26 protein-coding genes and 1 pseudogene are annotated in these 26,997 nt (G+C 68.2%); 16 read left to right on the top strand and 11 right to left on the bottom strand.

Features of this window, described 5'->3' with window-relative positions:
- Positions 1 to 40: 40 nt before the first annotated feature.
- Positions 41 to 1,006 carry an NADP-dependent oxidoreductase gene (locus WME79_RS36330; protein WP_437524498.1) on the bottom strand — a complete coding sequence of 322 codons (966 nt, stop codon included), beginning with the start codon at positions 1,004 to 1,006 and terminating at the stop codon, positions 41 to 43.
- A 35-nt stretch (positions 1,007 to 1,041) separates the two neighbouring features.
- On the opposite strand from WME79_RS36330, the pseudogene WME79_RS36325 reads away from it, so the two are divergent.
- Positions 1,042 to 1,143: pseudogene (locus WME79_RS36325) on the top strand (pirin family protein); the annotation flags it as partial.
- Between the two features lie 92 nt (positions 1,144 to 1,235).
- Here the strand turns inward: WME79_RS36325 and WME79_RS36320 are convergent.
- The 3 genes from WME79_RS36320 to WME79_RS36310 all read right to left on the bottom strand — a co-directional run bounded on the left by WME79_RS36320 (position 1,236) and on the right by WME79_RS36310 (position 2,529).
- Positions 1,236 to 1,427, bottom strand: coding sequence for a hypothetical protein (locus WME79_RS36320; protein WP_437524496.1), 192 nt, complete (start codon positions 1,425 to 1,427; stop codon positions 1,236 to 1,238).
- 134 nt (positions 1,428 to 1,561) lie between these two features.
- Positions 1,562 to 2,146 carry an IS630 family transposase gene (locus tag WME79_RS36315; protein ID WP_437521138.1) on the bottom strand — a complete coding sequence of 195 codons (585 nt, stop codon included), beginning with the start codon at positions 2,144 to 2,146 and terminating at the stop codon, positions 1,562 to 1,564.
- A complete protein-coding gene (locus WME79_RS36310; RefSeq protein WP_437521135.1) occupies positions 2,143 to 2,529 on the bottom strand; it encodes a helix-turn-helix domain-containing protein in 387 nt (128 codons plus the stop codon). Before WME79_RS36310 ends, WME79_RS36315 begins: the two co-directional genes overlap by 4 nt.
- Before the next feature lie 605 nt (positions 2,530 to 3,134).
- Between WME79_RS36310 and WME79_RS36305 the strand changes: the two genes are divergently transcribed.
- From WME79_RS36305 to WME79_RS36280, 6 genes are all read left to right on the top strand, one after another.
- On the top strand, positions 3,135 to 3,443 hold the full coding sequence (locus WME79_RS36305) for a DUF6968 family protein (protein ID WP_437524494.1): 309 nt from the start codon (positions 3,135 to 3,137) through the stop codon (positions 3,441 to 3,443).
- 431 nt (positions 3,444 to 3,874) lie between these two features.
- On the top strand, positions 3,875 to 4,783 hold the full coding sequence (locus WME79_RS36300; protein ID WP_437524491.1) for a pirin family protein: 909 nt from the start codon (positions 3,875 to 3,877) through the stop codon (positions 4,781 to 4,783).
- 96 nt (positions 4,784 to 4,879) lie between these two features.
- On the top strand, positions 4,880 to 5,275 hold the full coding sequence (locus WME79_RS36295) for a GFA family protein (RefSeq protein WP_437524488.1): 396 nt from the start codon (positions 4,880 to 4,882) through the stop codon (positions 5,273 to 5,275).
- Between the two features lie 104 nt (positions 5,276 to 5,379).
- Complete coding sequence (locus tag WME79_RS36290) at positions 5,380 to 5,754, top strand: BlaI/MecI/CopY family transcriptional regulator (RefSeq protein WP_437524485.1); 375 nt, start codon at positions 5,380 to 5,382, stop codon at positions 5,752 to 5,754.
- Complete coding sequence (locus WME79_RS36285) at positions 5,751 to 7,181, top strand: M56 family metallopeptidase (protein WP_437524482.1); 1,431 nt, start codon at positions 5,751 to 5,753, stop codon at positions 7,179 to 7,181. Before WME79_RS36290 ends, WME79_RS36285 begins: the two co-directional genes overlap by 4 nt.
- Positions 7,182 to 7,375: 194 nt before the next feature.
- Complete coding sequence (locus tag WME79_RS36280) at positions 7,376 to 8,431, top strand: hypothetical protein (RefSeq protein ID WP_437524479.1); 1,056 nt, start codon at positions 7,376 to 7,378, stop codon at positions 8,429 to 8,431.
- A gap of 66 nt (positions 8,432 to 8,497) precedes the next feature.
- On the opposite strand, the gene WME79_RS36275 is transcribed toward WME79_RS36280, so the two are convergent.
- The 3 genes from WME79_RS36275 to WME79_RS36265 form a co-directional block, all read right to left on the bottom strand.
- Positions 8,498 to 9,028: a hypothetical protein gene (locus WME79_RS36275; protein WP_437524477.1), complete on the bottom strand. Its 531-nt coding sequence runs from the start codon at positions 9,026 to 9,028 to the stop codon at positions 8,498 to 8,500.
- Positions 9,029 to 9,451: 423 nt separating this feature from the next.
- Positions 9,452 to 10,135, bottom strand: coding sequence for a hypothetical protein (locus WME79_RS36270; protein WP_437524474.1), 684 nt, complete (start codon positions 10,133 to 10,135; stop codon positions 9,452 to 9,454).
- Between the two features lie 108 nt (positions 10,136 to 10,243).
- Positions 10,244 to 10,840: a hypothetical protein gene (locus WME79_RS36265; protein WP_437524471.1), complete on the bottom strand. Its 597-nt coding sequence runs from the start codon at positions 10,838 to 10,840 to the stop codon at positions 10,244 to 10,246.
- A 581-nt stretch (positions 10,841 to 11,421) separates the two neighbouring features.
- Here WME79_RS36265 and WME79_RS36260 point away from each other — a divergent pair.
- The 5 genes from WME79_RS36260 (at position 11,422) to WME79_RS36240 (ending at position 17,020) form a co-directional block, all read left to right on the top strand.
- On the top strand, positions 11,422 to 12,117 hold the full coding sequence (locus WME79_RS36260; RefSeq protein WP_437524469.1) for a hypothetical protein: 696 nt from the start codon (positions 11,422 to 11,424) through the stop codon (positions 12,115 to 12,117).
- Positions 12,118 to 12,136: 19 nt separating this feature from the next.
- Positions 12,137 to 12,646 carry an RNA polymerase sigma factor gene (locus WME79_RS36255; protein WP_437524467.1) on the top strand — a complete coding sequence of 170 codons (510 nt, stop codon included), beginning with the start codon at positions 12,137 to 12,139 and terminating at the stop codon, positions 12,644 to 12,646.
- A complete protein-coding gene (locus WME79_RS36250) occupies positions 12,643 to 13,410 on the top strand; it encodes a DUF4384 domain-containing protein (RefSeq protein ID WP_437524464.1) in 768 nt (255 codons plus the stop codon). Before WME79_RS36255 ends, WME79_RS36250 begins: the two co-directional genes overlap by 4 nt.
- Entirely contained in the window at positions 13,407 to 14,996 is a 1,590-nt protein-coding gene (locus WME79_RS36245) for a caspase family protein (RefSeq protein ID WP_437524461.1), read from the top strand. Before WME79_RS36250 ends, WME79_RS36245 begins: the two co-directional genes overlap by 4 nt.
- 443 nt (positions 14,997 to 15,439) lie before the next feature.
- Positions 15,440 to 17,020, top strand: coding sequence for a leucine-rich repeat domain-containing protein (locus tag WME79_RS36240; RefSeq protein ID WP_437524458.1), 1,581 nt, complete (start codon positions 15,440 to 15,442; stop codon positions 17,018 to 17,020).
- Positions 17,021 to 17,178: 158 nt separating this feature from the next.
- Here WME79_RS36240 and WME79_RS36235 read toward each other — a convergent pair whose 3' ends face one another.
- Positions 17,179 to 18,285, bottom strand: a complete 1,107-nt coding sequence (locus WME79_RS36235; protein ID WP_437524455.1) for a methyltransferase — start codon at positions 18,283 to 18,285, stop codon at positions 17,179 to 17,181.
- A 235-nt stretch (positions 18,286 to 18,520) separates the two neighbouring features.
- Positions 18,521 to 19,672, bottom strand: a complete 1,152-nt coding sequence (locus WME79_RS36230) for an SBBP repeat-containing protein (protein ID WP_437524452.1) — start codon at positions 19,670 to 19,672, stop codon at positions 18,521 to 18,523.
- Between the two features lie 1,294 nt (positions 19,673 to 20,966).
- Between WME79_RS36230 and WME79_RS36225 the strand changes: the two genes are divergently transcribed.
- The 4 genes from WME79_RS36225 to WME79_RS36210 all read left to right on the top strand — a co-directional run bounded on the left by WME79_RS36225 (position 20,967) and on the right by WME79_RS36210 (position 25,435).
- Positions 20,967 to 21,500, top strand: coding sequence for a CPCC family cysteine-rich protein (locus tag WME79_RS36225; RefSeq protein WP_437524449.1), 534 nt, complete (start codon positions 20,967 to 20,969; stop codon positions 21,498 to 21,500).
- A 457-nt stretch (positions 21,501 to 21,957) separates the two neighbouring features.
- Complete coding sequence (locus WME79_RS36220) at positions 21,958 to 23,661, top strand: leucine-rich repeat domain-containing protein (RefSeq protein WP_437524447.1); 1,704 nt, start codon at positions 21,958 to 21,960, stop codon at positions 23,659 to 23,661.
- Between the two features lie 147 nt (positions 23,662 to 23,808).
- Entirely contained in the window at positions 23,809 to 24,549 is a 741-nt protein-coding gene (locus WME79_RS36215; RefSeq protein ID WP_437524445.1) for a YbhB/YbcL family Raf kinase inhibitor-like protein, read from the top strand.
- Between the two features lie 208 nt (positions 24,550 to 24,757).
- On the top strand, positions 24,758 to 25,435 hold the full coding sequence (locus tag WME79_RS36210; RefSeq protein ID WP_437524442.1) for a DNA alkylation repair protein: 678 nt from the start codon (positions 24,758 to 24,760) through the stop codon (positions 25,433 to 25,435).
- Positions 25,436 to 26,169: 734 nt separating this feature from the next.
- On the opposite strand, the gene WME79_RS36205 is transcribed toward WME79_RS36210, so the two are convergent.
- Both WME79_RS36205 and WME79_RS36200 read right to left on the bottom strand, forming a co-directional pair.
- Entirely contained in the window at positions 26,170 to 26,445 is a 276-nt protein-coding gene (locus WME79_RS36205) for a hypothetical protein (protein WP_437524439.1), read from the bottom strand.
- A 24-nt stretch (positions 26,446 to 26,469) separates the two neighbouring features.
- A complete protein-coding gene (locus WME79_RS36200) occupies positions 26,470 to 26,706 on the bottom strand; it encodes a hypothetical protein (RefSeq protein ID WP_437524437.1) in 237 nt (78 codons plus the stop codon).
- Positions 26,707 to 26,997: the final 291 nt, after the last annotated feature.

Below are 26,997 nucleotides of genomic sequence, written 5' to 3'. Positions count from 1 at the left end.
GACGCTGCCGCCCTCGCCAGCGTGGGCGCTGAACGGGACCTCAGCGAGAAGGCGCCATTGCCAGGACGATCTTGCCACGCGGGCGGGGGCGGGTGCCATCGAGCATCTCATGCGCGCCGCGGACCTCGGCGAGCGGCAGCACAGCGCCGATGTCGACCGAGAGCTCGCCCGCGTCGAGCAGGGCGGCGATGCGGTCGAGGTGCGCCGTCGTGACGTCGACGAGAAAGAAGCTTGCCCGCACGCCGCGGCGGGCGGCCTCCTCCTGATCAGGGGGCGACACCGCCGAGACCAGTGCGCCACGTGGCTTGAGTACGGCGAAGGACCGCGCCTGGGTGTCGCCACCGACGAGGTCGATGACGGCATCGACGTCCTTGGCGGCATCCTCGAAGCGCTCGCTCCGGTAGTCCACGACCACGTCCGCACCGAGATTGCGGACAAAGTCGCGATCCTTGGCCGAGGCCGTCGCGATCACACAGGCGCGGGACCGGCGCGCGAGCTGCACCGCGTACGCGCCGACGCCGCCGGCCGCACCGTGCACCAGCACGGTCTGTCCGGCTTCGAGCTGGGCCTGATCGAACAGCGCCTGCCACGCCGTGACGGCGATGACCGGCACGGAGGCGGCCTGCACGTCGTCGAACCGGAGCGGCTTGCGCGTCACCATGCGCGCCTGCGCCACGGCATAGTCCGCGTGTGCGCCGGTGAAGCGCCTGTTGGTGACGCCAAAGACCGCTGCGCCCGGCGCGAGGCCAGTCACCTCGGGGCCGACCGCGGCGACGGTACCAGCGAGGTCCGAGCCGAGCGTCAGCGGCAACGGCTGGGGCAGCACGCTCTTGCCGGCACGTATCCAGGCGTCCCACGGCCCGACCCCGGCCGCCGCGACGCGGACCAGCACTTCGCCCGGGCCGGGCAGCGGGACCGGCACCTTTTCGATGGTGATGACGTCGGGGCTGCCGAACCGGTGGACTCGGGCGGCGTCGGTCGAGCTGGGAGGCATCGTCGTGAACATGGTGTGGACCTTGTGAGCGTCGAGAGGGCACGGCGCAGCCGATCCGGCCGGGCGACGTCAATTGCATGGTCGCCGGGCGCGGCATCGTCCACTCCGAGCGCGGCGACCTGGCGCACGAGACGCACCTCCACGGCGTCCAGTGCTGGCTCGCGCTGCCGATGGAGCGCGAGGAGGACGCACCCCGCTTCGAGCACCACCCGGCGGCGACGATCCCCGTCGACAGCGACCGTCACATCCTGGCGTCCACCTCGACGCCCGCGGCCGCTCCGGGGCGACCGAGCCGCGCCGCCATGTACCGCCCGCTGGCGACGGACCCGGCGCACGCCTCGACGCCAGCGACGGACCCGAACTCGCCGACGCACCTCTCGACGCCTCGGCCGCGGTGCTGCTCCGGTTCGGCCTGCAGTTCCCTCCCGGACATCGGACGTCGTTGCCCACGCAGAGGAGTAGAAAGAGGAAGGGCAGTCGACGTGGAAAGAGGCTGGTGGGAGCCGCGGTGAGAACCAAGAGGACGGTTCCCGACGTGACCTGTTCATGTTCTAAAACCTTTGGTTTCTAGAGCGGGGAGCAGGTCCGAGGGATACAGTACCCGCAGTGGTTGAACCAGCCGCGAGCGTCCACCGGAGTGATCGCGCCGATCGCATGTCCCATCGACTTGTAGACGGCTGAGGGCGATCGAGGCGCATCCGCTCGGATCGACTCTTTGATCTTGGAACCACAATTCTCGACCGGAGAAAAGTCCGGGGAGTAGGGCGGCAGGTACATCAGCTTCGCGCCAGCACCTTCGATCGCTTCGCGAACGCCCCGCGTGCGGTGCGACCCGAGGTTGTCTGCGATGACGACTTGGCCTGGCCTCAGCGCCGGGACGAGCTGTCCCTCGACGTACGCGCGGAAGGCTACGCCGTCCGTCGTGCCTTCGAACGCGAAGGGAGCGACGGCACCATCGAGGGCCAGCCCGATCGTGAGCGTGATCGTGGGGTCGGTGTTGATCGGCACCGCACCGTGGGCACGGACTCCCCGTGGCGCCCATGCGTACCTCCGTGTCATACCCAGATTGGTCCCAAATTCGTCAATAAAAACCAGCTCTTGTGGATCGAGTCGAGCGAGCTTCTTCGCGAAGGCCTTGCGAGCCGCTGTCACACCTTCCGTGTCGCGCTCGGCTGCGTGGAGCGCTTTTTTTTCCGGGTGATGTTCAGCCGCCGCAACGCCCGGCCGACGGTATGGCGGCTGGCTACGATGTGATCACGGCGCGCGAGCTGGTCAGCCAAATCGTCCAGGGTCGCGTCGGAGGACGTCGCCACGAGCGACCTCAGGTCATCCAGGGCTTGCCCGTCGATCCTCGGTCGCGGCCCGTTGGCGCGAGGACGCGGCGCAACGCTGCCGGTCGTCCGGTAGAGCGTGAGATAGGACTGCACGGTTTTCGGTGCGACTTCGAACTGCTCGGCCAGGTCGCGTACCGATCCTGCCCCATTCTCGTACGCCTTGACGATGCGCTCTCGAAGGTCGAGTCCGCAGGGTCGCATCCTTGCTGCCCTCCCGCCATGGGGATGCAAGCAGCGTGCACCTCGGACCTGCTCCCCGCTCTAGTTCGGAAGACATGCGGCACGCCTCAGGGAAGCACACATGAGCCCGGCACACCGATCGCAATAGGCGCGGCATGCGAACAATCACCATCGCCATCACAATAGCTCTCATTTGCTGTTCCATCCCTTCGTGCACGGTCGACCAGACGCCTGACTCGGAAGCCGTGTTGGACGATGAAACCCTGGAGGCTGGCGACTCGCTCGCAGCGCGGGGAAGGTGCGAAGACGCGGTAGACGAGGGGGCTGATATCTGGAGGCTCATGTGTGGATCAGCGATGGAAATATTCTTGACGCGGTATGACACACAAATCTGCCTTGCGGAGAGCAGCGAAGGGCGAGCCGTGGGCTACGCGAAGTGCCGTTCCAGTTGCCCGACTGCATGCCTCGCGCTTTCGACGCGATGGGAGCTCTACTGTGAAGAGCGCGCGCCCCTGCTCCTGAAGAGCATCTGCGAACAGGCACGACAAAACGGGCAGAGGAGGTGCCTGAGCTCCTGTTGAGCTAGGGCGCTTGACATCGCCGAAGAGGGCGCTAGCTGGTGGGGCATGCCGGACGTGATTGCGCAACGTACCCTCGAGCTGACATTTCCAAATGGGACGAACGAAAGCATCCGAGTGCGACTGTGGTCACCCGAGTACAGGCCTCACGCTATGTGCTGGGAAGCTGACGTGGAAGTCGCTGGAGCGGGGGACGCTCATAAGACCCACGGAGTCGGCATCGATGCTTTCCAGGCGCTGCACAGCGCGCTCCATTTGATCCCGTCGATGCTCGTCAAATACGAAGGTGTGGGCCGGCTCTCGTGGCTCGATGCGAAGTGGCTCGGGTTCCCAGAGATCAAACTCACTGAGCCGTGACGCCGGCGCGTTGACGCGCGGTCGGCCCAAGGGCGAGCCGCTGGCCACAATAAATGTAGTTTCAGCTGCCCTACTGCATGCTTCGCGCTATCGTCTTCCTCGACACGATCCGCACGCCGGGCTTTCCCCTGCTGATCACGAAACTCGGCAAGCTTCGCCTCGTCCAGCGTGAGGCGTTCGTTGCGTACCTGCGGGCGCTGGCCAGTGAGCCGGCCTCGCGTCGCACCACGGAGGAGGATGAGCGCACAGGTTGCCGCCGTGCTGGCTTCTGCCGGACTCGAATCTGTCGCATCTCCGCGCACCGGCCGGGCGAGCGCTCCTCTGGGCGACGAGCCGCTACACATCCGGAGCTCCTCCTGGGCTAGGGTAGCGATCCCTGGACCGAGGCGACGCCCCGCGCACCCCCGCCCAGCGCTGCGAAGGAGCCCCTGATGAGCCGTTACGCCGACCATGAACCCGCCTGCGTGGACTCGCCCGCCGACGCCATCGAGCTCGTCATCGACGCGCGCTCCCGCGATCTGGGCGGCTTCTCCGTGCGGCGCGTGCTGCCGTCGGTCCGCCGCCGGCTCGTCGGCCCGTTCGTGTTCTTCGACCACATGGGCCCTGCGCGCTTCGCCGTGGGACAGGGCATCTCGGTGCGCCCGCACCCGCACATCGGGCTCGCGACGCTGACGTACCTGTTCGAGGGGGAGATCCTCCACCGCGACAGCCTCGGCACGACGCAGCCGATCCGGCCGGGCGACGTCAACTGGATGGTCGCCGGGCGCGGCATCGTCCACTCCGAGCGCGGCGACCTGGCGCACGAGACGCACCTCCACGGCGTCCAGTGCTGGCTCGCGCTGCCGATGGAGCACGAGGAGGACGCGCCCCGCTTCGAGCACCACCCGGCGGCGACGATCCCCGTCGTCACCCGGGACGGCGCCACGCTGCGCGTGATCGCGGGGGAGGCCTACGGCGCACGCTCTCCGGTCGGCGTCCTGTCGCCGACGCTCTATGTCCACGCGGAGCTCGACCCAGATGCGACGCTCCCGCTGCCCGAGGAGCACGCGGCGCGCGCGGCCTACGTGATCGACGGAGCGGTCGGCTGCGAGGGCCAGCGCTTCGGCGAGGGGACGATGCTCGTGTTCCGCGCGGGAGCGCAGCCGGCGCTCCGCGCGCTCTCGCAGAGCCGCGTGATGCTCCTCGGCGGCGCCCCGCTCGACGGCGACCGTCACATTCTGTGGAACTTCGTCTCGAGCTCGCCGGAGCGCATCGAGCGCGCGAAGCAGGACTGGAAGGCGGGGCTCTTCCCCAAGGTGCCGGGCGACGACATCGAGTTCATCCCGTTCCCCGACGGCTGAGGGAGCGCGAGGGCCAGAGCGGCGCTCTCCAGCGCCGCGTTCGAGGGAGCCGGAGCGGCGCTCTCCAGCGCCGCGTTCGAGGGAGATAGACGGGCCATGTTGAACGGAGCTTGTTACTGCGGTGCCGTGCGCTTCGAGGTCGACGACGCGTTCGGCTACGCCTTCTACTGCCATTGCTCGAGGTGCCGGAGGCGCACCGGCGCCGCCTGCGCCGCCATCGGCGGGATCGAGATCGACAGGCTCCGCGTCACCGCGGGGCGGGAGCACCTGCTCCGGGTCGGCGAGTCCGAGGATGGGTACCGCTGCGTCTGCAAGCAATGCTTCTCGCCCGTGTACGACGTCGTCCGCGAGCAGCGGTTCGCGCACGTGCAGCTCGGCACGCTCGACGGCGCGCCGGCGAAGGGGCCCGATCACCACATCTACGTCGGCTCCAAGGCGCCCTGGCATCAGATCACGGACGCCTTCCCCCAGTTCGAGGAGCTGCCGACGTAGCGCGCGGCCCGACCCGGGCCCGGGATCCCGGCGGCGTTCCCCCGGAACTCGCGCGACTACATTTGTAGTTGACGAACGGTCGCCCATGAACGACACTTGTCGTCGTGGGAACCGAAGCGCTGACCGATCTGCAGCTCGCGGTGATGAAGGCCCTCTGGGCCGTCGGAGAAGGCACCGTCGGGGACGTCGTCTCGGCGATGGCGGAGGACGGGCGGGAGCTCGCCCCCACCACGGTGGCGACCTTGCTGCAGCGGCTCAGCCAGCAGGGGTGGGTGGAGCGCAAGCGGTCTGGCAGGCAGTTCGTGTACCGCGCGTCGGTCGACCAGAAGGAGGCGGCCAGGGGCGTGCTCCACCGCGTGCTGCGCTCGTTCTTCGGCGGCAGGGCGTCGGCCCTCACCGCGCAGCTCCTGGAGTCGGAGCAGCTCAGCCCTGAAGAGCTCGAGGAGATGCAGCGGCTGATCAAGGAGAAAGGAGCGTGATCCTGGCGCTCCACCTGCTCGCAGGGCCGGGCACCTGGTCCGGCATGGCGGCCCTCTGGCTGGCGCTCCTGCTCACCTCTTCGGTCCACGCCGCGGTGTGGACCGGGGCGGCGGCGCTCCTGGCTCACCGGAGATCCCTGTCGTCCTCCACGCGGCACCTGCTCTGGAAGATGGCGCTGTTCGGTCCGCTCGCGACACTGCTGCTCGCGGCGGCGATGTCATGGGGTTTCGAGCGCGCGGCAGGGGACACGGCATCTCCTGGAGAGATCGCTGTCCTGTCGCTCGAGGACGCTCCCGCGCCGGCGGTCCTCGATGCCGCGCCGGAGATCGGCGGTTCAACCGGGGAGAGGGCCGACGCCGGATCGCCGGCGCGGCACGCGGGGGGAAGCCCGGGGTGGAACCTGCTCGCCGCGTGCACAGCCGGAGCGGCCGCGCTGGGGCTGCTGCGGTTCGCCACGTCGGCGCTGTTGCTGTGGCGTGGCCTCCGTGGGCGTACGGAGGTGCACGACGCGCGGCTGCTCCAGCGGCTTGAGCGGCTGCGCGCCCGGATCGGGCTGCGCCCTGTCGTGCTGACGGAGAGCGCCGGCATCGGCAGCCCGCTCGTGATCGGAGCCTCCGAGATCTGCGTCCCGCTGGCCAGGCTCGCCGCCCTCACCGACGCAGAGGTCGACGCCGTGTTCGCGCACGAGCTGGCGCACCTCGAGCGCCGCGACGGGCTGTGGTTTCCGGCCGCTGGCCTCGTGCAGTCGGTCCTGTGGGCGCACCCTCTCGTCCACTGGGCGTCATCCCGCTTCCGCCAGACAGCGGAGCTCGCTTGCGATGATCGCGCCGTCGAGCTCACGGGCGATCCCCTCGGCCTGGCGCGCGCGCTGGTCCAGGTCGCATCGGGCGCATCGCTCGCCCCGCGGCGCGCGCTGGTCCCGGCCATGGCGCGCTCGGCGGGCGCGCTCCTCCCGCGCGTAAGGCGCCTTCTGGATGCGGGGAGCCTGGCGCGATCCACGCCGAGCCCTCGGGGCCGGTGGCGGGCCATCGCCGGCCTCGCCGCGGCCGGCGTGGCGGCTGCGGGCCTGAGCGTCCAGGTGGCGCGCGCGCGGCCGCCGCTGCTCGCGGCAGGCGCCGGCGACGCGCTCGCGCGGGATCGTGGCGCTGCCCTCGAGGCGACGGCATCCCCGCCCGACGCAGCCGCGGCGAGCGAGCAGATGGTCGAGCTCGCGCGCCGTGAGCAGGAGATCGAGGCGCGGCTCGAGGAAGCGCTGCTCCTCCCCGACGCGCAGCGCGAGGACACCCAGGCTGCCGTGCTGGTGCTCGAGCTGCGCCAGGAGCTGAGGCACGCGCGCGCCGCGAAGGCCTGGATCGAAGAGCGATTCGTCGACGAATGGACAACGTGGGAGAGGCGCCCGCGGGCGTCCGGCAGCGCGCCTCGATAGCGCGCTCCGCACACCGCACGGGCCTGTCCAGAACAGGCCGAGGACTCCCCTCAGTTTGCTGCCATTTCAGCGGGGAAATTGAACAGGGAGGCGGGGAGACAGGGAGTATTTGAAGATTTCCCTCCCCGTCTCCCCGCCTCCCTGTGAATTTTCCGAAGAAACTGAGGGGATACCTCAGCAGAACAGGAGCTGACATGTCGATCATGAACAGGACGCCGAGCGCGCGGCGTGCGGCGCGTGCGGTGTTGACCGTCCGGGCTCTGTGCGCGGTTGCGACGATCGGGCTGGCGGCCGCCGGCTGCGCTCGCGCGGAGGTGGTCACCCTGGAGCGCACGGGACAGCCCATCACCGTCCACAGGCCAGCGCTGTATCCGGAGACGATCGAATTCGACAGCAGCAGAGGCAAGTTCCTTGTGAGTTCGTTCAGGGAGGGCGCGATCTACGCGGTGGACGGCGATGGCGGCGTCTCCCGTGTCGTCGACGACCCACGCCTCTGCTCGGTGCTCGGCATCGCCGTGGACGTCGAGCGGGGGCGGCTCTGGGCGGTGAGCTCCGATCTCGGCGCGAGCGTCAAGCCGTCTGCCGCAGGGCCGAAGAACCTGGCCGCCGTGGGCGTCTACGATCTCTCCACGGGCAAGGCCATCCACTACGTGGATCTCGCGCCGCTGTCCCCCGGCCCTCACCTCGCGAATGGTATCGCCCTGGACTCGGCCGGCAATGCCTACGTCACCGACAGCTTCTCGCCGACGATCTACAAGGTCGATCCGCAGGGAAACGCGGCCGTCTTCCTGCGGGACGAGCAATTTGCCGGCGATGGGATCAACCTCAACGGGGTGGTCGTCCACCCCGATGGCTATTTGCTGGTCGTCAAGAAGAGCGATGGCAGCTTGTTCAAGGTGCCCCTTGCGAACCCGTCGCGGTTCTCCAGGGTCGACGTCGCCGAGCGGTTCGTGGGCGGAGATGGGCTGACCCTGGTGGGGAAAAGAGATCTCGTGGTCGTCGCGAACCAGGTGGCTGGCGTCGCGTCGAACGCCGCGTTCTCGCTGTCGAGCGAGGATGGCTGGAGCACCGCGAGGTTGCGCGCGGTCCAGCGGCTCGGCGACGTCTATCCGACGACCGGCGTGCTCCGGGACGGAAAGCTCTATGTCATCTATAGCAAGCTGAACGAGCTCATCCAGTCGTCTCCGGAGCAGCGAGAGCGGCTGCAGATGGAGGCAACGATCCAGCAGATCGGGAGCGCAGCGCTGTAGCCGCGGCGCGCCTCGCGGCCGGCCCGAGGCGGGCGGGGGTCCTGCGGGGCGCGCCTTGCGGTGGCGTCAGGGCTCGTCTTCGCCCTGGCCTTGGCCGTCGTCGGTGTCGCCGAGATCGGGGCATTTCTGCGCGATGACGTCACACGCCGCGACGGGGGCCTCGAGCGCGCTCGTCGCGGAATCGCAGCTGAGCGCTCGGACCTTTTCGGCATTCGCCAGCATGCACGCCTCGTACTCGGCCACCGTCGCGGTGCAGCCGACGCGCGCCTCGGCCGGCGGCAGACAGCTCGCCGTGGCCGTGTCGTCCGCTCGCGCCGGCGGCTGCTGGCCCTCGGCCAGGCACTTGTCCCTCACGACGGTGCACACTTGCCCGACCGTGGACCACAGGAGTCCGACGAACTCGCAGGAATCCTGCTTGGTGAGCACGAGGTTCGGCGTGAGCGACTGGCACGTGGCGTCGGCGTCCGCGGTCGTCAGGTCCTTGAGCTGCTTGCTGCTCAGTGCGGCGGGGATCGGAGCGGCCGCCACGTCCTTGCCACCCCAGAGGACGAGCGACAGGAAGGCCGAGAGTGCTCCGAGTGGAATCAGTCGATTCATTCGTTCTCTCCCTTGTACGAGCGGCCGGCTCCGGCCGCGGACGGGCTCGGAGCAACCGACGTACCGGGGGCCGCGTTGTGCACGACGGGGCCGCGCGGGTCTCCATCGCTGCGCGCGGCGCGACGATCGAGGACCAAGCGCTCATGCGTCTTCCAGGCTTCCCTCCTTCGCGACCGCGCGCTCTGGCGAGATCCCATCCAATCCATCCTGGCCGCCCGTCCTTCGGTGTGTGTGTGCGCGCGCTCACCGGCGCGGGCAGGATGGGTACAGGGCCGCTCGCCCTGCCATGGCGGCGACGGGCTCACAGGGGACGGCGCTCTGGTGCTCGGACGAAGCGGATCGGACGACGTGAATACGAGCCATAGGGCGCAAGGACGCCAGGGGGAGAAAATCCTGGCTCTCCTGGCGGCCTTGGCGTGGCCGTCAGAAGAGGTCCCGCTCTCCGCCCGGATACACGAAGGAGCTGCGGGGCGAGTACCACGAGGCGCTCTTCACCACCTGGACCGGGCTCCCGGGCCGCAGCGCGTACACCGGGTGATCCTTCGCGAGGAACTCGACGGCGAGGAGCTCGTACGGGTCGGCCATGTCGGCGATATAGGGGTAGTTGCCGGCGACGAGCCGTCCGTCGACCTTCGTCACGTACGTGAGGTGGCCGCGCGCGACCACGCCGATCTTGTTGCCGACGAGCGCCCTGGTCCGGATGATGGGCACGCCGTCGACCGAGGTGGTCGCCACGAGCTCTCTGCCGTGCAGCTCGAGCGTCGTCGCCCCGGGCGACGCCGGCACGCCGCGCTCGCGCACGTACCGGCGCACCGTCTCGGAGGAGTTGAAGTAGTGCGTGAAGAACCGGGCCGGGCCCGCGCCGTCGGGCGTCGTGTGATCCGCGAGATCCAGCCCCAGGTAGGTGAGCGAATATGCGCCGAAGCCGGAGGTCTGCTCCGGTTTGTCGACCACGTACTGGTTCATGTAGATGGCCTTGTTCTCCGCCGGCCTGATCCCCTCCGGCAGGAGCGCCGCGGCGGCGGCCGGATCCGCTGGGACCCAGCTCGAATAGAGCATACGGCTGTCGATGACCATCTGCGGCGCGGCGAGCTTCGACTCCGACATGGTGCTTTCCTTCTCCCCCCAGGGAAACGAGCAGTATCACAACTCGGCGCCCGGTGACGCACGAGGCGCCGGGCCGAACCCGCGGCGAGCGCCGGAGCGCCCGGGCCGCTACTGGACGAGCGAGCAGACGTAGAACCGCTTGTTGTCGCAGTAGTCGCCGCTGCACTCCACCGCCGTGATGAACCGGTTCGAGCCGAAGTGTACGTACCACTCCTCCTCCGACAGCCAGCCCGACCAGGAGCAGCTCGTGAGGCGCCCAACCGCAGGTTTGGTGCACTCCAGCGAGATCTCGTCGCAGTAGCTGTCCGCGCAATCGATGCCCGTCACGATGCCCTTGTTCCCGCGGCCGCCGAAGCAGTAGCGCACGTTGTCGCCGAGCTCGAACGCCTCGCAGCTGCCGCCGCTCGGGCCGTCCGAGCACACCACCTCGCCGAGATCGCTGTCCCCCTCCTCGGAGAAGTAGCTCGTCCAGTACCTGGTGGAGATGTCCAGATGGCTCCAGGAGGGCAATCCGTTGCAGTGCAGCGCGACCTCGTCGCAATAATCCCCCCAGCAGGCGAAGCCGGTGGCGGCCTCGCGGCCGAAACAGTAAGCGGGGGCGTCTTCTTCCGAAACGTAGCCGGTCCAGCCAGCCTGAGCGGGAGAGGCCGCGGCGATCGACGCGAGCGCAACACAGCCTCCGAACAGCACGGCGATTTTGTTCATGACAGCAAGGCTCCTTTCTCTGTCGTGTCGGCAGGGCGCCGTCGGGCGGGCATCGGCCGGAGGATTCCGGCCCGGCGTGCGTGGGTCGAGAACCCCCCGCGGCCTCGCCGTCTGCGTTCGAGCGCCTGCTGGCGACGTGGAATAGCAACCGATGCGCCAAGCGCCGCGAGCGCGCTGGACGCCGGCGTTCACGGGGGTGCAGGAGGAGATGCGTGCGGCGCGCGGCCAGCGGCTTGAGCCAGCTTTGCGCAACTCGAGCGTCATCGGCCCGAGCTGGTTCGCTCGGATGGCGATGGGGTAAATGTGCATCGAGACTGTAAAATGAACAGTCGACGTCGACCCGTGCCCAAACCGGCACCCCTGCGGTCTACCTAGGTCGAAGGGGCCAGCGAAGGCGGGTCCCCCTCTGGGGCGCCGCGCTGCACCGAACGGCAGGCGCCCCGCCGTGCATCCAGGAGAGCTCCGTCGGCGGCGCGACCGCGCCACGGCGGTGATGGCGCGCGCTGCGCGCGGCGTCCTCTCGCGGATGGCTGGTTTGCTCGTTCACCCTAACTCATTGTCTTTTTTCAAGGAGAGATGTCATGAAGCATCGTTCGATTGTCTCTTTTGCGCTCCCGCTCCTGCTCGCCGCGTGCGGCGACCCCCAGGTGGGCTCCGAGTATCCGGGCGATGCCCTCCTGACGGTCGAGGGCACGATCGTCAATGAGCAAGGCGTCGCGCCGACGGGGCCGGTCGACGCCGTGCTGGTCTGGAACACCCAGGGTGATGTCGAAAACTTCCCCGTCCAGACGCCGGTGACCGGAAGCTTTCCTGCGAGCTTCACGCTGTCGATCCATGCGCCCCCGCCGGAGAGCGCGCTCAACGATTTCAGCGAGTTCGGCGTCGTGGACACCCGGGTCGGCATCGCCACCATCGAAGCGGCGCTCGACGAGGCCTCGGCCGGGGAGGGCACCTCGCTCGGCGTCGATGAGGACCATGTGATCGTGTACGTGGAGAGCGAGATGGCGGAAGGCAGCTTCTGGTCGAACCTCTTCGGAGGACCGCTCTCCCCCGGATTCCATGTCATGGATGTGTTCAGCCGCGAAGGCGACGTGGACGCCGAGCTGCAAGCGGCCTTCGACGCCTGCGACGCCGCGGCGACGACGGAGGCGGAGCACAACGCCTGCGCCGGCTTTGACGTGAAGATCAAGATCCGTCCCTCCGCCGGCGGGTCGAGCACGTCGCTCACCGTCCGGATCGCGCCCTCCGAGGATTTGACGTACCCCGACTGGCACTGATCGTGGTACACGCTCGGACGTGGAGGATCGCGAGGCGCTGGTGTCGCTGATCGAGGCGGCTTACCGGCAGCATGGGCACATCGTGCTGCGCCGGGCGCGGCGGCTCCTCGGGAACGAGCAGGAGGCGCGGGAGATCCTCCAGGATGTCTTCGCCTCCCTGCTCGGCGAGCCCGGGCAGCTCGACGGCAAGGGCCCGATGGTGGGCTGGCTCTACGGCGCCACCACGCACGCGTGCCTGAACCGCATCCGCGATCACAAGAACCGGCTGCGGCTCCTCGACACCCACGTTGCACCCCTGCAGCAGGAGAGCGTGGCGGCGTCCGCCGAGCACGCCCTCCTCACGCGGGAGCTCCTCGCGCAGCTCCCGGGCGACCTCGCGCAGGTCGCCGTCCACTATTACTCCGATGAGATGACCCACGAGGAGATCGCGCGCGTGATGGGCTGTTCCCGTCGGCACGTCGGCAATCTGCTGGAGCGGCTGAAGGCCACGCTCTCCGACCGGATGAGAGAAGGGAGTTCGAGTCCATGACGCCAGCGCGACCCGAAGGGTGCCTCTCGGAGCTGAAGCTCGACGAGCTCATGGCGGGCCAGCTCGACGCGGCCGCGGCGCAGGAGGCGAGCGCGCACGTGGCTGGCTGTTCGCGGTGCTCGGCGCGGCGCTCCGAGATGGAGGCGGCGCGCGCCTCGTTCGCGGCGTCGGCGCCGCCCCTGCGGCTCGCCCGCGGCGCCCCGGCGGCCCGCGCCGCGGCGAAGGTCCGCCCGCCGCGCCGATGGCTGGCGCCCGCGGCGGCGAGCGCGCTCGCCGCGGCGGCAGCGGCGCTCTTCTTCTTCCGCTTCCACGCCGGGCCCGAGGGACGAGGCGCGGAGATCCCCGGAGAGCGCATCAAGGGAGCGGAGCGCATCGGCTTCTACGTCAAGCGCGGCGGGAGCGTCCTGCCCGGCGGGGCAGGCGAGAGGCTCCATCCCGGCGACGCGATCCAGTTCACGTACTCCAGCGTGGAGGCGCGATATCTCGTGATCTTGAGCGTCGACGGGGCCTCCCAGGCGAGCGTCTATTACCCGAGCGGTCCTGTCGCGGCGCGGATCGAGCCTGGCCGGGAGGTCCTCCTCCCCCAGAGCACGGTGCTCGACGACACGCTCGGCACCGAGCGGATCTTCGGGCTGTTCTGCTCGGAGGCGATCGCGGTCGAGCCGCTCCGGGCCGCGCTCGCGGCTCACCCCGACGCGCCGCCCGCCCCGCCGGGCTGCGACGTCGACGCGCTCACGGCGGAGAAGGCCGCGGCGTCGCCGTGATCCGCCGTCGCAGCGCGGCGCTCGCCGCCGCGGCGTGCGGCCTGGCCGCCGCCGCCTCTGCGGCCCCGGCGGAGGCGCGTATCGAGCGCTTCGCGGTGCTCATCGGCAACAACGCCGGCGAGAAGGGCGAGGTCGAGCTCCGGTACGCGGAGGACGACGCGTCGAAGATGTACGACGTGCTCAAGGACCTCGGCGGCTTCCCCCCGGCGAACCTGGTGCTCTTGCGGAGCGAGGGCGCGGAGACGGTCCGGCGCACGCTCATCACGATGAACGACCGTGTCCGCGCGGCCATCTCGAGCCCGGACACCGATGTCCTCTACCTCGTCTATTACTCCGGTCACGCCGATGCGAACGCGCTTCACCTCGGGCCGACGCCGCTCTCGCTGACGGAGTTCGAGCAGCTCGTCCGCGGCTCGGCGGCCTCGGCGCGGCTCTTGATCGTCGACTCGTGCCGCTCCGGGGCGCTGACGCGGGTCAAGGGCGGCACGAGCGCGCCCCCCTTCGTCATCAAGCTCGATCAGCGGCTCGCCGGGCAAGGGATGGTGACGCTCACGTCGAGCTCCGGAAACGAGGACGCGCAGGAGTCCGATGAGCTCAAAGGGTCGTTCTTCACCCACGCGCTCGTCTCGGGGCTGCTCGGGACGGCCGACGCGGATCGAGATGGCGCCGTCTCGCTCGAGGAGGCGTACCGCCATGCGTACGAGAGCACCTTGCGCGCCACGAGCCGCACGTGGGCCGGGGCGCAACACCCCACGTTCCGTTACGACCTCCGCGGCCAGGGCAAGCTCGTCCTGACGGAGCTGCCGGTCCATGCGTCGCTCCGGGGCATGCTCCGCTTTCCTGCCGGCAGGGCCTACCTCGTGATGCGAGACTCCAGCGAGGGCGCGGTGGTGGCCGAGGTGGGGGCGAGCGACGCGACGCGGACCGTCAGCCTGCGCCCTGGCCGTTACTTCGTGCGGGGGCGAGGCCCCGACTTTCTCCTGGAGGGGAGCGTCGATGCCGGGGCCGGGCAAACGATGGATGTCGGCGACGAGCGATTGAGTCGCGTCATGTTCGCTCGGCTCGTGCGCAAGGGCGGCGGCGTCCGCGAGGTCGCGCACGAGCCCGTGGCGGGTTATCAGCTCAGGACGCCCCTTGTCCCGGGGGATTCGCTCTGCCACGGCGGCTTCGTCGGATACGGGATCGAGCTCCAGCACCTCGGCGTCGCGCCTCGGCTCAGCGCGTGCCGCAGCGCCTTCCAGAACGAGCACCTCACGGCGAGCAATGATGAGCTGGGCCTGGACGTGCGCCTGTCCCGCTCCTGGGATCTGCCCGTGATCAGCCTCGGCGTCGGGGTGGACGTCGGCCTCGCCGTCATGAGGCAGCGGTTCGAGACCGCCGGGCGCGCGCCCGACCGCTTTGGCCTGGCAGGGGCGTTTGGCGTCGATACAGGGGTGAACATCGATCTGGCGGAGCGCTTCTACCTCGGCGTCGAGGCGGCGGCGCAGACGTACGTCTTCAAGCAGCAACGCGCGGGAAGCGACGAGGGCGAGGTCGGCGCCGCGGTGGCCATGCGGCTCCGCGTGGGCGTGGGCATGAGCCTTTGACGCGGGCTGCGCTCCTGCAAAATTTCCGTGTCGCAATCGCGCACTCCCGGCGTTGACCCGGGGGTCTTGACGCAGAATCGGAGTGAGCTCAACGTCGTGGCATGCGGAAGCCGTGGCGGATGGGCGTGCTTGCGCTGATCGCGCTTGCGCCGGCTTGTGATGGCCGGATTGTGCGTGACATCGAAGAACCGCCGGCGGGCGGAGGCGAGGTCGGATCGACGGCAGGAGCTGGCGGTGCCGGCGCTACGTCATCCAGCTCGGGTGACCCGGCGGTCGGCGCGAGCGCCAGTTCAAGCGGTCACTCCTCGGGAGGTGGGCCGAGCGAGCCGGACGCAGGCGCAGGCGGAGACGGAGGCGCAGGCGGGGACGCAGGCGCGGGTGGGGACGGGGGAGCGGGGGGCGCTGCGCAGGGGTGCGAGCCGGGCCGTTCACGCGGCGGCGTCTTGAATGCCAATCGCCAGGAGGATCTCGAGCAGCTGCGTGGCGTTTCCGTGCTCAATGGCAGGCTCACCATCGGCGGGGACGTCTCCGATCTGTCCCCGCTCGCGTGCCTGACGACCATCACGGGCCGCCTCGAGATCAACGACACCACGCAGCTGTCTACCCTGGATGGTCTCGACGCCCTTTCCGCCATCGGGGCGCGGCTGGAGGTGATGCGGAACGCGTCGCTGCTCAGCCTCAGCGGACTTTCGAGCCTGCGACAGGTCAAGGACACCATCGAGATCCGTGAAAACCCGCTCCTCGAGAGTGTCGCCGGTGTCGGGGTGAACGTACGTGAGCTGCGCCTGATCGACAACGATTCGCTCGAGTCCTTGTCAGGCCTCGAAACCATGGAGGAGGGGGGGCTCTGGATCGAGGGCAATGACCGGCTCGCGACGCTGGACGGGCTGGGGAACCTCCGCCGAGGGAGCCTCACCGTTGTCGACAGCGACGCGCTGACCAGCCTCGAGGGCCTCGGAGCCGTCGAGGAGCTCGATGAGCTCGCCATCTCCGAGAGCGACGGGCTCGCCAGCTTGAAAGGGTTCGAGCGGCTCACGAGCGTCCAGCACCTCTTTTTGTGGGAGAACCAGCAGCTGAGCTCGCTGCGCGGCCTCGACGGCCTCGTTCAAGCGGGGTTCCTCGAGATCGGGTTGAACGAGCGTCTCGTGGACCTGACCGGGCTCGCGGCGCTCGAGACCGTCAACGCTCTCGAGGTCAGCCTCAATCCATCGATGGTCAGCCTCGAGGGCATGTTATCGCTCCGCGGTATCCAGCATCTCTCTGTTAGTGGGAATCCCGAGCTGGTGAGCGCCGGCGCTCTCGCGCATGTTCGCTCGGGCGCGGACCTCATGCCGGCGCTCTACTTCTCGGGCAACCCCAAGCTCACGCGCATCGATCTCGGCGGTGTGACGCACCTGCAGATGTTTTCCGTCGACGGCTGTGACTCCCTGTCGGATCTGTCCGATCTCGCCGGCGTCACCCAGCTGACGACTCTCAGCGTGGGCCAGAACGCCGGACTCGTGAGCCTCACGGGAGTCGAGCAGCTCTCGGAGCTCTATCAACTGTGGATCAGCGCCAATCCTCGGCTCACGGATCTCCGACCCCTGAGCGGCCTCCGCAACGTCCAAGAGGGGATCGGAATCGCCGGTAATCCTGCGCTCACCACCCTCGACGGGCTCGGTTCGTTCAGCGAGGGCGACGGGGTGACGGACTTCGTGACGATCGAGGGCAACGAGGCGCTCGTGGACATCGACGCTCTGCGTGGCCTGGTCCGCGTGAACCAGCTCACCATCCAGGACAATGACGCGTTGCCTGCGCTGACCGGGCTCGAGGACCTGGCCGAGATCACCTTCCTCTTCGTCGAGGGGAACCGGTCGCTCGCGACGCTTCGCGGCCTGGGAGCTCGAACGATCGCTGCTTGGATGCGGGTCGCGTACAACGACAGCTTGCCGAGCTGCGAAGTCGAGGCGTTCATGGATCGCCTCTACTGGCCGCCCGAGAGCACGATCGAGGAGAACAACGGTACGGGGACCTGCTCGCCCTGAGCCCGCTGGGAGCCCACCGCCGCTGTTGACGCTCGACACCGGCGCGCACCCATGTCTGTGTCAGGATGTGCCGGCCATTCTGGCGCTGCCGAGGCCGGCTCTGGCGTGGCCCAAAGGGGGCGCCCTCGAACGAAGGTTTCCAGGTGTCTTGACGTCGGCTACTCGACCGCCACGGCCTCGATCACGTTGGTGGTGGGGTAGGGGAACAGTCGCGCTGATTCGAACCCAGTAGCGCGCAACAGAGCATGCAGCTCGACGACGGAGCGCTCTCGACCGTTCGAGCAGACCGTCATCATGTGCACGTCGACGAACGCAGCCACGTTGTCATTGTCGTGACGGGGGGCGAGTATCTCCACCAGCAGGAGTCGCTGCCCGGGCTTCATCGCACGTCGTACCGTGGTCAGGATGGTCTTGCAGCGCGCGTCGTCCCAGTCGTGCAGCACGTTCTTGAGCACGTAGGCGTCGGCGCCCTCGGGGACGGATTCGAAGAAACTGCCAGGGCAAAGCTCGACCCGATCGGACACGCCGCGCTGCGCCAGCAGCTCGCGGGCGGACTCGAGCACACCCTCACCGTCTACCAGCACGCCGCGCAGGTGGGGATGGCGCACCAACAACTCGGACATCAGGGTGCCGCGCCCGCCTCCGACATCGCACACGGTTCGGATCTCGTGGAAGGGGTAGAGCGTCGCGATCACCGGCGCGTCCGCCACGGTGATGCCCATCATCGCCTGCGCGAACATCTCGCGCTCGTCCGGGTGCCCGTCGAACCACTGCCAGACATCCATGCCGAACACCCGCTCGAAGGCGTTGTGGCCCGTGCGCACGGTGCGCTCGAGGTCGTTCCACGCCGCGATGTTGGACTGCGAACCGAAGTAGGTGACCCACTCGCGCATCCGATCGAGCTGCCCTCCCTTCAGGGCGCGCGAGAGGCGGTTGTTCGCGAAGCGACCGTCCGGCAGGCGCCGAAAGATCCCGACGGACACGAGCGCGCGCAGCACCCGCAGCACCGAGTCGACGTGCAGGCCCGTCCGTTGAGCGAGCTGTTCGGCGCTCTGGGGGCTGGATTCGAGGAGATCAACGATGCCCAGGCGCGCCACCACCGAGAGCATCGAGGTGTAGACCAGGCCGAGGGAGCGATCCATCATCGCCATGTGCGCCGGCGTCACGAGGTCAGCGAGCCGCAGCAGCGTGCGCCTGAGTCCCAGCCCGAAGCGCAGCAGGAACGCGGGCGGCGCGTTGGGCAAGGGCTTCGGCCCCAGGTCCACGGGGCTCGGGGACGGGGGCGGAAGGGGGCTATGTGGAACGGAGGGGATAGCAGACGCGGGCTGGAGGTCGTGCATGGGCCGACTGTAAGGCAATCCACGGGGGCCAGGCATCATAGAAAGCACGCCTCCGCGTCGCCCGTCACGGACGCCGACTTCGCGCTGCTCAAGCAGACGGTCCTGCTCGGCGACGACGACACCACCATTTCCGGCGCCGTCGGCCCGTCCGGCAGATGGCTCAGGGTCCTTCGGCGGGCACATGCAGGACGAAGGCGTCCGACGTGGTAAAGAACACGCCGGTGTACCCGGCGACGTACAGATTGCCGCCGGCGTCTGCGGCCGCGGCGAGCGCCGTGTCGCTGCGCGGCGTCCCGATCTCCTTGGTCCATTGCGCTGCGCCGCTCGCGTTGAGCTTGCGCACGTAGATGTCCTCTTCGCCGCTGCTCGTGGATCCCACGAGGTAGACGTTGTTCTTGCCGTCGATGGCCAGGGCAAAGCCGTAGTCGTAGGACGCATTGCCGGCCTGGTGAGTCCATGACGTCGCGCCGCCTGCGTCGAACTTGCGCACGAAGGCTTCTGGGGATCCCTCGCTCGGGCCGCCGACCTCGCCGGCGGTGCTCCCCGCAACGTAGAGGTTCCCGCTGCCGTCCACGCGCGCGGCGAAGACGAAGTCGTTCTCCGCGGAGCCGAACTGCCGAGTCCAAACCGTCGCGCCGCTCGAATCGAGCTTGCGCACGAACGCGTCCCGCTGTCCTCGGTCCGAGTCCGGGACGACGCCGCCGGAGGTGTACCCGCCGACGTAGGCGTCGCCGCTGCCGTCGACCGCGACGGCCATGGCTTCGTCCTCATCTGGCCCACCAAACAGCTGAGTCCACGCCGGCGCGCCGTTCGTGTCGATCTTGGTCACGAACGCCTCACCCGTGTTCTGGCCGTTTCCGTAGCTGGTTCCGGCAACATAAGCATTGCCTTGGCCATCGACAGCCAGGGCGTTCGCCGACTCCGAACGCCACGTGGCAAGCTGGCGTGTCCACAGCGTCGCGCCGCTCGCGTCGAGCTTCCGCACGAACGCGTCGCCAAAGCCTCCGCTGGCACCTTCGAGCCCGCCCCACGTGGTTCCAGCCACGTAGACGTTGCCGCTGCCGTCGACCGCCACGCCCTTGGCCTGGTCGTCGCTCGATGTCCCAAACCGCTGAGTCCACACAACGGATCCATGCGCATCGAGCTTGCGGACGAAGGCGTCCGATTCACCGCCGTCCGGTCCTGCGAGCGCGCCGTAGGCGTTTCCCGCGACGTAAACGTTGCCGCTGCCGTCGACCGCTATGGCAAAGGCCCCGTACGAGCCCTCCGAACCGAATTTGTAATAAGGGTCGGCGCATACGGCATCGGCCATTGCGGTTCCGGCGGCCGCCACACCGCCCTGTGGCCACGCACTCGAAGCCGGCGCGCATACCGTCCACGGCGAACACTTGTCCATGTCGGAGGACTGGCTGAAGCTGCCAGACGGGCACCTCGTGCACTCTCGATCCGCAGCCGCGCTACCTGCTCGCGAGACGTACGTGCCGGCTGCACACGTGGCCCACGGGGAGCAGCACGTGGCAGGCTCACCGTCGTGATCCCAGGTGCCGTTGTCGCAACGCACCTGGGGGGTAAGCCCGCCGGCGCAGTAATCGCCGGCGTTGCAGGCCTCACATTCCGCCGGTGTGGTTCCGCTCGCGGCTGCGACTTGCACGGTGCCGGGCGCGCAAGCGCCCGAGAAGAGGCAGGCTCCTGCCGGAAGGCACTGATTTCCCGGCGCGGGTTGACTCGCGCTCGGGCAGGCGCTGCACCGCTGATCGGTCGTCGTGGATCCGGCCTTGGTCACATACGTATTGGGCGCGCAATCCGTGAAGGGCGTACACGCGCGCACGTCTTGCATCGTCGAAAAGGTGCCATCGCCGCAGATCACGCACTGGCGGTCGCTGGTGTCGGTGCCTTCCTTCGCGATGTACTGACCCGGGGGGCATCGCGACCACGCCTTGCAGGTATTGCTCGGGTCGCCGTCATGATCGAAGGAGCCATCAGGACAGATCTTGGGTCTGTCGTCCGGCGCGCCACCTGCTCCTGCGTCGCCGGGTGAGTCTTCGATCCCGCCCGTTCCGCCTTCGCCCGTTGCTCCGCCCGACGCCCCTCCGCCTTCGTCCGTCGCTCCGCCCGACGTCCCTCCGCTCCCGCCCGAGTTGCCCGCGGCGCCGGTCGTGTTCCCTGCGTCGTTCCCGAGGCCGCCGCTCCCGCCCGTTCCCCCGCTCGATGTTCCGCCGCCTGTCGCTCCGGTGCTTCCCGAGTGACTTGTGCTTCCGGAAGAAGACTGGGGGTCTTCGTCGTGGACCGTGCCTCCGCAGCCGAAAAGCACGATTCCGCCGATGAGGAAGCGGCTGACCTGGCGGTGCGCCGGCCGCTGGCGATTGTGGTTTGAATGCATACTGACCCCCGATGCCCCCCGCGCAGCGCGGGTGCTGAAGTATCTTACCCCATTTGCTGAGACAGTCGGCTAGTTCCGCGAGCCAGCTCGCGCGCTTTCAGTGTGGTTGACAGGTTGTGGTACTGCTGCTCGCGGGGATCTGCCGGCGTGCCGGGCGTCAGCCTGGCCGCAAGCCGAAGCAGGACGCAAAGGACCGGCGCATCGTCACGTTGCGACGGATGTGTGCTTGGTCGACGCACGGCGCGTCGTCCTCGAGCCGATGGACGTTCTGCTCATCGTGGTTCTTGCACGCGAAGTCGCGCCCTTGGCCATGCTCTACCCCGCCCTTCACGCGGGGCCCACGTACCCCGTCGAAGCGATGTGCTACGGTCCAGCGATGAGCACGCCCACCGCGTCGCATCCCTGTCCCTGCTGTGGATACCTGGTGTTCAACACACCACCAGGCTCACACGAAATTTGTGACTTTTGTTTCTGGCAGGATGACCGGCTCCAGCTCGAGTTCGCGACCACGCTGTCAGGCGGTGCCAATCCATCCTCATTGCTAGCTGCGCAGCGCAACAACGAGAAGCACGGTGCTTCTGAGCCTATCCTCGTGTGGGCCATCAAAGAGCCCGCGCCCGATCAGCCTCGCGATCCGCAATGGCGTCCCATCGATCTCGAGCGAGACATTTTTGAATCATGGGACGATCCGAACCGCGCATGCGCGCCAATCGATGCTGACCTCTACTACTGGCGACCCACTTACTGGCGCGGTCGCTAGCGCGTTCAGCAAAGCGTTCCGGCCGTATCACCGAAACCGCAACCATCGAAGTGCTCATCGGCTGTCGCGGTGATGAAGCCAGCGCGCGGAGCCCGCCTGCGCGAACCGGCCAGAGAGTGTAGACTCGACGAGACGGGCACGACGCGCTCCGCGTCACCTGCAAAATTTCCGTGTCGCAATCGCGCACTCCGAGCATTGACCCGGGCCCCTTGACGCAGAATCGCAGTGAGTTCAACGTCGCGGTATGCGGAAGTCGCGGTGGATGGGCGTGCTTGCGGCAATTGCGCTCGCGTCGGCTTGTGATGGCCGGATTGTGCGCGACGTCGAAGAACCGCCGGCGGGCGGAGGCGAGATCGGATCGACGGCAGGAACTGGCGGTGTCGGCGGTACGTCATCCAGCTCGGGCGACCCCGCGATCGGCGCGGGCGCCAATTCAGGAGGTCAATCCACGGAAGGCATGCCGAACGAGACGGACGCAGGCGCAGGCGGGGATGGAGGCGCAGGCGGGGACGCAGGCGCCGGTGGAGACGGGGGCGCGGGGGGCGCCGAGCAGGGGTGCGATCCGGGCCGTGTACACGGCGGCACCTTGAGTGCCGATCGCCAGGAGGATCTCGAGGTGCTGCGCGGCGTTTCCGTGCTCAATGGCAGGCTCAACATCGGCGGGGATGTTTCCGATCTGTCTCCGCTCGCGTGTCTGACGGCCATCACTGGCCGCCTCGCGATCAGCGACACCACGCGGTTGTCTACCCTGGACGGTCTCGACGCCCTCTCCGCCATCGGGGCGCCGCTGGAGGTGACGCGGAACGCGTCGCTGCTCAGCCTCAGCGGACTTTCAAACCTGCGACAGGTCACGGGAACCATCGAGATCCGTGAAAACCCGCTCCTCGAGAGTGTCGCCGGCGTCGGGGTGAACGGACATGAGCTGCAGGTGCTCGACAACGATTCACTCGAGTCCTTGTCAGGCCTCGAGACCATGGAGGAGGGGATGCTCTGGATCGAGGGCAATGACCGGCTCGCGACGCTGGACGGGCTGGGGAGCCTCCGCCGAGCGGTGCTCTACCTCGTCGACAACGACGCGCTGACCAGCCTCGAGGGTCTCGGCGCCGTCGAGGAACTCGAGGAGCTCTCCATCTCCAACAGCGACAGGCTCGCCAGCTTGAAAGGTATCGAGCGGCTCACGAGCGTCCAGAGCCTCTCGCTGTGGGAGAACCGGCAGCTGAGCTCGCTGGACGGCCTCGGCGGCCTCGTTCAAGCGGGATTCATCGAGATCGCGTCGAACGAGCGTCTCGTCGATCTGACCGGGCTCGCGGCGCTCGAGACCGTCCAGGCTCTCATCGTCAGCGGCAATCCATCGATGGTCAGCCTCGACGGCATGGTATCGCTCCGCAGCATCGATCGGCTCTCTGTCGAGTCGAATCCCGAGCTGGTGAGCGCCGGTGCTCTCGCGCATGTCCGCTCGGACCCGGACCTCGCGCCGGGGCTTTACTTCGCGTCCAACCCCAAGCTCACCAGCGTCGATCTCGGCGGTGTAACGCGCCTGCAGCTGTTCTCCGTCGCTGATTGTGGCTCCCTGGCGGACCTGTCCGACCTCGCCAGCGTCACGGAGCTCACGGTCCTCGACGTGGGCCAGAACGCCGGACTCGTGAGCCTCGCGGGAATCGAGCAGCTCTCGGAGCTCTGGCGACTGTCGATCAGTCACAATCCGCGGCTCACCGATCTCCGACCCCTGAGCGGTCTCCGCAACGTTCGAGGCGAGATCGAGATCGTCGGTAACCCTGCGCTCACCACCCTCGAGGGGCTCGGTTCGTTCAGCGCGGGCGACGGCATGACCGAGCTCGTGAGGCTCGCGGGCAACGAGGCGCTCGTGAACCTCGACGGTCTGCGTGGCCTGGTCCACGTGAACGAGCTCGCCATTCAGGACAATGACGCGTTGCTCGCGCTGACCGGGCTCGAGGACCTGGCCAGCATCGCTGGCCTCATCGTCGAGGGGAACCGGTCGCTCGCGACGCTTCGCGGGCTGGGAGCTCGAATGATCGGTTGGATGGAAGTCAGAGACAACGAGAGCCTACCGAGCTGCGAAGTCGAGGCGTTCATCGAGCGCCTCGACGGGCTGCGCGTCAGCGTGCAGGAGAACAACGGCACCGGGACCTGCTCGCCCTGAGCTCGCCGGGAGCGTACCGCCACCTTTCTCAGTCCGGCATGGCCAGTCACCGTGAAACGAAAGGGGGCACGAGCGCCGCGGGACCTGTCACGGCTCCGAAGAATTGGCTATGGACATTGCCGACTGCACCGCGTTAGGAGTCTCCGCATGCTGCGACGAATGAACGAGTTTGCTGGTTTGGTCATCGGGCTTGGCCTGCTTGGCGCTGGCTGCGGCTCGGGTGACGACGACGACGCGAACGGAAACACCACCGCCGCGTTCACGCTCTCGAGCCCTGCCTTCGAGGACGGGGAAACCCTCCCCCTCGAGTACACCTGCGACGGGAAGGACTTTCCTTTCAGCGGGATGCCGCCCGTGGACCACACCTCGCCCGAGTTGAGCTGGACGGCCGGCCCCGCAGGCACGCAGAGCTACGCCATCGTTTTCAAGGACGTCACGCTGGTCACCGGAAACCCACCGGACGAGCGTGGCTACCACTGGGCGATCTGGAACATTCCGGCCAGCGTGCGCTCGCTGCCGAAGCAGCTTGCATCCGGGAACCCCATCACGGGGGTGGCCGGCGCCAAGCAGTACAGCGACCCGCTCTTCAACGACGGCTACATCGGTCCGTGCCCCTCCTGGGGCGTCGCTCCGGGCTCGCCGCTGCTTGACACGGATCCCCCGCCGGCGGTGAAGACCGACAGCTACACGTTCACGGTGTTCGCGCTGCCCACGGCCACCTTCACCGAGCCGGCCATGCGTCCGGCCCCGCCAGCCAGCGACCCGCCGATCAGCTGGGTCAAGGACATCGACAACGCCCTCATCGATCAGGCGATCGGGACGGCCGTGCTCGACACGACCTCCAACGCTCAGCCGGCGGCGTTCGCCGTGCCGCCCGCGGCGCCCTGAGCCGCCCCACGCGTCGCGGTGGGGCGTGGCGCCTTTCACGCCCCACCGCGAGCACCCCAAAGAACTACGAGACGCGCTCCAGTCGTCCGCGCGGGAGCATGACGGCCCTCCTGAAATAACGATGCTAGTTCAACAACCAATCCGCGTCGCCACCCGTGGCGACGCCGCGCCGCTGGACGGCGCCCGCGGATACGGCTAGCTCCAGACCATGAACCTCACCAACGTCATGCGGGAGCTCGCTGCGCTGAGCAATGAGAAGATGCGCGAGGTCAACGCCCGCGCGGGAGACGCCCACGGCGTGAACCTCACCCAGCTCCGCGCGCTCGCGAAGCAGCTGAAGACGGACCACGCCCTGGCCGGCGAGCTGTGGCGCACCGGGGACCCCGACGCCCGCCTCCTGGCGACGCTGGTGTTCAAGCCAAAGGCCTTTTCGGCGGACGAGCTGGACGCGATGGTCCGGGAGATCGGCTATCCCAAGCTCCTCGACTGGTTCATCGTCAATGTGGTCAAGGCGTCGCGCCACGTCGAGGAGCTGCGTGTCCGCTGGAAGGACTCCGCGAGCGAGCTCGTCGGGCGCGCTGGCTGGAGCCTGACGACGGACCGCGTCGTGAAGAGCCCAGCCGGCCTCGATCTCTCCGCGCTGCTCGACCAGATCGAGGCGGAGATGAAGACGGCGCCGGGCCCGAAGCAGTGGTCGATGAACCACTGCCTCGCCGAGATCGGCATCCACAACCCCGGGTTGCGCGCCCGCGCAGTGGCCATCGGCGAGCGGCTCGAGGTGCACAAGGACTACCCGGCGTCGCCGGGCTGCACACCGCCGTTCGTGCCGCTCTGGATTGCGGAGATGGTGCAGCGGCAGAAGGCGGCGAAGACGCGGGGCAAGTGAGGGGATCGGCTCGAGCTGGCCGGTGAGTTGCGGCGAGCCGTAGAGCGGCGCCTGGAGCGGTTTGGCGCGATTTTTTTGTATCGCGCACCAGTCATACGAGTGTCGCTCCGGCCGGCCAGTGGCCGGCCAGCGTGACGCTCGGCCTGCCGTGAGCCGCAAGGCGATAGGACAGTAAAACAATCCAATTGCAACAGGAGCAGACTGCGCGGGGGGGAAGCATGAACGCGCACTCCCGTGCTGGATGATTCCATGATGGTCTGTCAGACCATCGCGCGCCGGCATCGGGTGCACGGAATTGGTGCGGACAGATCTTGCGCATTGCGATGCTGCACACTAGAATCCGACCAACGACATGCAGTCACGGGATAGGTGACTTGAAGCGCCGTCTGTGACGAGCTGATCGCGTGCTCATCGTGACTGGTGTGACGCTCGCGCCGGCGTTCGCGGCCGGGCTCGACGCCGGAAGGATCGGACGCGGCAGGCGAATGGACGGCCAGCTCGACGTCTGGGCACGACAGCCCGACATCTATACAAGAGAAATTCAATTTCTACATGTGATGGGCCGAGCGAGTGCGCGTGCTGCAGGGGCGCATGGCGCGATCCGACTTGTATCGATCAGCCGCGTTGCAGCGTGCCGTCGCGAGCGAGTCAACATCTCCCGATCGGCTCACCCTCCCTTCTCCCTCGAAGCGGACAAGCAGCATCCATCGATGCGGACGAGCCGCTGGAAGGCATCACACCCACAACAGCAGAAGGATGAAGAACATGCGAACACGATCATTGGCAACAGCGTTCCTCGCGTGCGTCGCCCTCGCCAATGCGAGCTGCGTGATGGACGCGCCGGACGGAGAGGAATTGGACAGCACCGAGGAGACCGGTGACGCGACGTTGGCCTCGACGGTGTCGGGCTGGACGGGGTGGTCGTCGGGGAGCTGCGGAGTCAGTGGATGCACCACCATCGTCTCGCCCACGTGCGCGAACGGGAGCTTCGCGACCGGCTGGGAGAGCAATTCATCTCGCTCCCAATTCCGGATCTACTGTACGCCCGGTCCATCGTCCACGACGAACCACGTCTGGACAACCGATTGCCCCAGCGACAAGGTCGCGACGGGGGTCCAGTGCGTCACGAGTAGTATCCAGGGATTCTGCTCGCCGGCGACGGTCCGGTGCAGCACGCCCGTGGGGACGGGTTGGGGTACCGGCTCGCCGTCCGGGAACAACGCAACCTCGACAGCGACGAATCGATACGACTGTCCCGACACAGATGTCACGGGGTATGGATACGCGGATCGCATCAACTACACGGGTGGTAAATGCGGCACGCTGTGGGGGCCGCTCCCCTGATGCGACCTCCGGCCGTTCCCGTCGAGCAGGTCCCGGCCGCGTTCACGGCTGACCGGCGCGCCCGCCGGTGAACGCTGCTGGGGCGCAGCGCAACCAGCCCTCGACCTCCGGCAACGACGGCGGGCCTATCCTGGCCGAGCCGGTCCGCCGCTCGACCCGCCTCTTTCCGCTCGATACCGGTGCACGTTCCCGCCGCTCGGTGAGCGCCTCGCCGGCTG

Source organism: Sorangium sp. So ce726, assembly GCF_051521405.1.
Classification (GTDB): domain Bacteria; phylum Myxococcota_A; class Polyangia; order Polyangiales; family Polyangiaceae; genus Sorangium.
Note: the sequence above shows the minus strand (reverse complement) of the source record. Positions and strands in the feature narration are given on the sequence as shown.

Excerpts from the sequence above, each read along its gene's own strand:
- WME79_RS36330 (WP_437524498.1), bottom strand. The coding sequence starts at position 1,006 with ATGTTCACGACGATGCCTCCCAGCTCGACCGACGCCGCCCGAGTCCAC.
- WME79_RS36320 (WP_437524496.1), bottom strand. The coding sequence starts at position 1,427 with ATGTCCGGGAGGGAACTGCAGGCCGAACCGGAGCAGCACCGCGGCCGA.
- WME79_RS36310 (WP_437521135.1), bottom strand. The coding sequence starts at position 2,529 with ATGCGACCCTGCGGACTCGACCTTCGAGAGCGCATCGTCAAGGCGTAC.
- WME79_RS36305 (WP_437524494.1), top strand. The coding sequence starts at position 3,135 with ATGCCGGACGTGATTGCGCAACGTACCCTCGAGCTGACATTTCCAAAT.
- WME79_RS36300 (WP_437524491.1), top strand. The coding sequence starts at position 3,875 with ATGAGCCGTTACGCCGACCATGAACCCGCCTGCGTGGACTCGCCCGCC.
- WME79_RS36295 (WP_437524488.1), top strand. The coding sequence starts at position 4,880 with ATGTTGAACGGAGCTTGTTACTGCGGTGCCGTGCGCTTCGAGGTCGAC.
- WME79_RS36280 (WP_437524479.1), top strand. The coding sequence starts at position 7,376 with ATGTCGATCATGAACAGGACGCCGAGCGCGCGGCGTGCGGCGCGTGCG.
- WME79_RS36275 (WP_437524477.1), bottom strand. The coding sequence starts at position 9,028 with ATGAATCGACTGATTCCACTCGGAGCACTCTCGGCCTTCCTGTCGCTC.
- WME79_RS36270 (WP_437524474.1), bottom strand. The coding sequence starts at position 10,135 with ATGTCGGAGTCGAAGCTCGCCGCGCCGCAGATGGTCATCGACAGCCGT.
- WME79_RS36265 (WP_437524471.1), bottom strand. The coding sequence starts at position 10,840 with ATGAACAAAATCGCCGTGCTGTTCGGAGGCTGTGTTGCGCTCGCGTCG.
- WME79_RS36260 (WP_437524469.1), top strand. The coding sequence starts at position 11,422 with ATGAAGCATCGTTCGATTGTCTCTTTTGCGCTCCCGCTCCTGCTCGCC.
- WME79_RS36250 (WP_437524464.1), top strand. The coding sequence starts at position 12,643 with ATGACGCCAGCGCGACCCGAAGGGTGCCTCTCGGAGCTGAAGCTCGAC.
- WME79_RS36230 (WP_437524452.1), bottom strand. The coding sequence starts at position 19,672 with ATGGCCGATGCCGTATGCGCCGACCCTTATTACAAATTCGGTTCGGAG.
- WME79_RS36220 (WP_437524447.1), top strand. The coding sequence starts at position 21,958 with ATGCCGAACGAGACGGACGCAGGCGCAGGCGGGGATGGAGGCGCAGGC.
- WME79_RS36215 (WP_437524445.1), top strand. The coding sequence starts at position 23,809 with ATGCTGCGACGAATGAACGAGTTTGCTGGTTTGGTCATCGGGCTTGGC.
- WME79_RS36210 (WP_437524442.1), top strand. The coding sequence starts at position 24,758 with ATGAACCTCACCAACGTCATGCGGGAGCTCGCTGCGCTGAGCAATGAG.